This is a genomic window from Phycisphaerae bacterium, from assembly GCA_035384605.1.
Taxonomy (GTDB): domain Bacteria; phylum Planctomycetota; class Phycisphaerae; order UBA1845; family PWPN01; genus JAUCQB01.
Genome location: DAOOIV010000206.1, coordinates 1 through 4,427, shown reverse-complemented (window position 1 = coordinate 4,427; position 4,427 = coordinate 1). Strand labels below are relative to the sequence as shown.

The 4,427-nt window shown below is 60.2% G+C and carries 6 protein-coding genes; 1 reads left to right on the top strand and 5 read right to left on the bottom strand.

The features are described 5' to 3' along the window. Positions 1–241: hypothetical protein (locus PLL20_21755; protein ID HPD32624.1), on the top strand; the 241-nt coding region annotated here is incomplete at its 5' end. Here PLL20_21755 and PLL20_21750 read toward each other — a convergent pair. The 5 genes from PLL20_21750 to PLL20_21730 all read right to left on the bottom strand — a co-directional run. Beyond that, the gene (locus PLL20_21750) at positions 226–1,248 is read right to left on the bottom strand and encodes a hypothetical protein (protein HPD32623.1); all 1,023 of its coding nucleotides are present in this window, start codon (positions 1,246–1,248) and stop codon (positions 226–228) included. The two genes, PLL20_21755 and PLL20_21750, sit on opposite strands and share 16 nt — an antisense overlap. Before the next feature lie 8 nt (positions 1,249–1,256). Beyond that, entirely contained in the window at positions 1,257–1,493 is a 237-nt protein-coding gene (locus PLL20_21745) for a hypothetical protein (protein ID HPD32622.1), read from the bottom strand. A gap of 62 nt (positions 1,494–1,555) precedes the next feature. Beyond that, entirely contained in the window at positions 1,556–1,777 is a 222-nt protein-coding gene (locus PLL20_21740) for a hypothetical protein (protein HPD32621.1), read from the bottom strand. 370 nt (positions 1,778–2,147) lie between these two features. Then, a complete protein-coding gene (locus PLL20_21735; protein ID HPD32620.1) occupies positions 2,148–3,473 on the bottom strand; it encodes a hypothetical protein in 1,326 nt (441 codons plus the stop codon). Positions 3,474–3,494: 21 nt separating this feature from the next. Continuing rightward, positions 3,495–4,427: RHS repeat-associated core domain-containing protein (locus PLL20_21730; protein ID HPD32619.1), on the bottom strand; the 933-nt coding region annotated here is incomplete at its 5' end.

The window sequence follows — 4,427 nt, the reverse complement described above, 5'->3', positions numbered from 1 at the left end:
CGAAGATGGAGTTGCCCAGGATCTGTGGCATCCGGGCGACGGTCTCGGCCTCCTGACCGGGGAAGAGGTGGCCGACGGAGTTGTCGGGGCGGGGGGAGGCGGTTGTGTCGAGCGTGGCCGGCAGGCTGGTCCAGTAGCTGCCGCCGGGTACGGCCGTGCTCAGCGGCTCGGAGCCGCTGACGTAGGTGTTGTTGGCGTCGTTGGTTCCGAAGTCAGCCGAGGCGATCAGAAGTACTTGTGATGTTCGCCGTAGATGTATTGCTCCGGCGTCAGGCCATGGCTGTTTCCGCCATAGCCGACGCAAAGGGCACCATCTGGACCTCGCCAGACGGTCACGTATGCATCGGCACACACTTGCTCCTCAAACCGCCAGATCCAGCAGTCGCGGTCCCCGACGCGGGCGGTTCGCAGGAACTGCAAGTCCCTGGCCTTGATCCGTCGGTCGACTCCCTCCAGCCGTAGGTAACTCATGATCTTCCGCATCGGCACGGGGCATGATTTGGCCGAATCATCCTCCAACCGAGGTAAGTCCAGCGTCATCGCCTTCAGCTCTGCGTAGCGGTCAGGCTCGGGCTCGCGAACGGACTCCGGCAACGAGTTCGTTCTCGCGGTGAGCCATGCCTGGCCTTTGAACGCCGGTCGCCACCCAACAGGCAAAGGATCGTCAGGCAACGGCTCATCGCGAACTGGAAACGTAAAGGGCTCCAGATCTCGGAATTCTCGCCAGGGGAACACGCGAGCCAGGGATGCACTCAGATAAAGACAATGAATCGCGTCCTGGAACACGGTCGCATCCGGCAGCTCACTGCGAAGAACGTAGGGCTCGTCTGAGCTTGCTCCCGACAAGCCGCAGATCTCGCATTCATAGTACTCATACCGTGGGCTTTCTCTACCAGCCCGAAAGAAGATGTAATCCCGGAAGTAGATCGAATGGTAGTCTGGGAGAAGCGAACCATCTCTCCAGAAACAACGACCTAGGCTATGTTCGGGTAAGTGTGGACGCAGGAAGTCCAAAAGACGTTGGTGAATCACGGCCACCCCCCCGCGGAACACAATGCTGTAGGAAGTCCCTTTGTAGAGCTGTATGAGCGGCACATCAACGGGCTGTGGGAAGAGGTCTTGCCTGAGCTTGCCGCAATTCGGACAGAGGATTCGCCCCCGTTGCTCCTTGGCCCACTGGACTACGGGATGCGTGTAGGCATCTTTCTTCTTGCCGACCAATTCGACTATCATACCCTGCTTACACATGCGATCACCTATCGCCCTTGTGCGCTCAGTTGCTGGAGCACATGCTTGAGCAGGCCCGTTCCGTTCGCACTGTCAAACTCCCTGGTGTAGTCGACCATCACATCAAGGGCCGCCTGTTGCTTGCCCGCGTTTTCCTCGAAGTACTTCAGCCACGACTGCCCGCGCTTCGGGTAGATGCCCTTCTGGCTCAAACGTCGCAGCAAACCGCCATGATACTGCCGATGCATGGTCTCGGTGAGCAGCACCTTGATGCCGTCGTCGAACCCTCGTGGGAACTTGGCCCGAGCACGGGAATTCGGGGGACACCTTACCTATTATGCCAAGCCGATCTTCGCAGTTTGCATCGGAAAACAGCCCCTATCTCATCGAAATACGTATAGTGTCCCCCGATTTCCCACAGACTGCGGGCACCAGTCTCGGGCCGTGTGGGGTAGGTCATGCCGACCAGCCGGTCGTAGTTGTAACCGTTTTCGCCATAATGGCTTGTATCCCAGGTATAGCTGACGGCCGGGGTGGTGTTTTCATCCACCGGACCCCCGTGAGACTGGAACTCGGCCGTCAGATGGCGCAGCCCGTCATAGTGGAAATGGCTCTGGGAGAGGATGTTGCCGGTGGCGTTCTGGCCGTCGTACGCGGTGACGGTTTCGGGCAGGCCGTCGGGCGTGTAGCTGTAGGTGATGGTCTTAATCGGCGGCGGCGGGTCGTACCGCTCGTTGGCCCCCGAGGCGTACCAGCGCGAGCCGGTGACGTCGGTTTGGACGAGCCGCCCTTGCTCGTCGTAGTGGTAGACGAACCGGTTGCCCTTCTCATCCGTCCGGCCGGCCCCATTCCGTACTCTGAATCATGAAGCACTGAGCTCACGCCGCCCTCTGTCAATGTTCCTGCCGGCATCCTTCCGGTCAGCCGTTCCATATCTCGCGAGGCGACCCGCCGGGCCACAGCGGCCGCTCAAAAAACGCAGAAGGAACAGGCTTGCCCACTGTGGCTGGCTCGCCCAGGTTGAGCAACAGGAGGTAATCCGCGTCCCCGATTGCCGCTTGGGTAACGGTCTCATCCTGGCGATCGCTGCCGGTATACACTGCTTGGCACGACGCTACGGCCTCCTCGATGGCCTCGGCATCGCTGATGCGATGGCACGCTGTCGCCAGGGCCGGGACGGCGAAGTACGTGAGTTGCTCGAATGGGTACACCTTGCCTCCGATGCCACAGAGTCTCTTCCACTTGGCGGTCACGATGTCGGCCGTACGGCGGGCATCCTTCGCCGCTTGCCTGCTAAGCGGTGTACCGGTTGTCGCCACATCCTTGCAGCGTTCGATGATCTGCCCGAGAGTGTCCTGAAACGACTGCCACTCCTGTGGAGTGGCACGGAGCCACTCACGAGGCATGGCCCGCTGGCAGCCTCGAACGGCTAGCGCAATGCTGGCTAAAAAGGGCAACCCCTGGACTTTCAATGAGAGCACTACACTTGGAGGGTCCGGCCACGGTTCAGCGGAGGGCATCTCGCGTGGTCGCTCGGCCCACTTCCGCTCATACGGATCCAGGATTCCTTGCGGTGACGCGAAGTACTGATGAAGGAGCCCCTCCAGCGTGATATTGCACCTCGCGAGACCGCGGGCCTCATGGTCGAAGAAGGACATCGTGCCATCTGTGCCAAGCACGTAGCAGTCCCCCAGTCCATTGTCCACCACTTCGATTAGGTGGCGATTGGGATCGGGATACTCGAATCCGAGCCTCTCGCACTCCTCGCGGTTTGTGCCTTCTGTCCACCTTGTCACGTATGCAAGAGGCTTGGCCAAGTACCAGGGGTCGGCCAGCGGGCCGACCCGGTCGAGGACCATGCCGGGAGCGGAAAGTGCCGCATCCCGGAGCAGCTTCGGCAGGGGTCGCGGAAGTGCTGCCGTCATGGCCTCAAACGCCGTCAGCTCAAAGGGCGCTGCTTGCCATACTGTTGTCTCCAGATCGCCCGAGACGCGCACAGCAATTCTCAGGTCGTTCCCTCGAAGCCATACCTCCACGCCGGCAACCTGAGCAGCCCAGTCGCGCAACGGCAGCGACGTGCCGGACCATGCATCGCAAATGGCGGCCGCCATGGCCTCGCCCGACCCGTGCCGGGTCAGCCAGCCGACCATGTCACTCAGGTCACTCCAGCCGTCCTCGATCAAAGCAGATGCGAGTTTCCGCAGGAAACGCCGATCCAGCGGAGGCCCAAGTTTTAGATCATCCATGCCCACGCCTCCAAGATACGCTCACCAGACAGTATCCCGCCAGTAGTTCCACGCATAGGCACCGGAGAAACAGTCCCCAGTCAGATGGTAGAGATCGTCAGCAGCCGCGGCCTCATCCATGATCGTCATCTGGCCAGTATTCTGTATCCTACGGGAGATCACTGCCAGCTCCCACACATATGGATTGTCTATTCTCAAGCTATCCATCATCTGCATGCCATACATGACACCGCCGACGACAGCCATTCCTTTGCCGATTGCGCCGAGTTTGTCGAGCCGTCCGCCTGACACCCGTCTGACCAGCTTGTCGGCGACCCCGTTCTCGGCCTTTTCCAGTCGCAAGACGTACCTGCATGCTGCTCGCGGTTGTAGAAAATCAGCGCCTTTCGCTTTGCGTATGATTGCGTTTGCCTCCTTCGCCGCTTCTTTGAGGGCCTTCTGGAAGCCCTTATCTGTCACGTCCACGCCTGCGGCCCGTGCTGCATCGCAGATATACCCCCGCCGTTCCGCATCGCTCAGTGCGGCCCATTTGGCCCGACCCTTGTCGCCAAACGGGAAACCCTTCTTGCTGAGGTAGTCGTGAAACGCCTGGTGGCTGGCGTCATCAAGATCGATCCCCGGACCGTCACTCGGTCCTCCCAGGTGCAGCGGCCAAATGTGGTGCTCCTTCAGACCAGATGGATCGGTACTATTGACCGCATTCGCCCCAAGATACGCATAGAGGTTCATTCCATTCGAGAAGTGCCCTGCATCGTTCAAGGCCCCGGCCAGGATCAGAAACGCTTGCGCGTTCCTCACAGCGGCACTAACGACCAACTGCGCCGTCTCAATCGGATCTCTCGACGTGAACCGCCCCAGCGCGGGCGAGTACCAGCGATTGCGGTTGTGATATAAGCCCGCAGCGTTCAGCGATAAGCTGTCAGCGGTGTTGAAGGAGTAGAAGAAAAGGCCTTG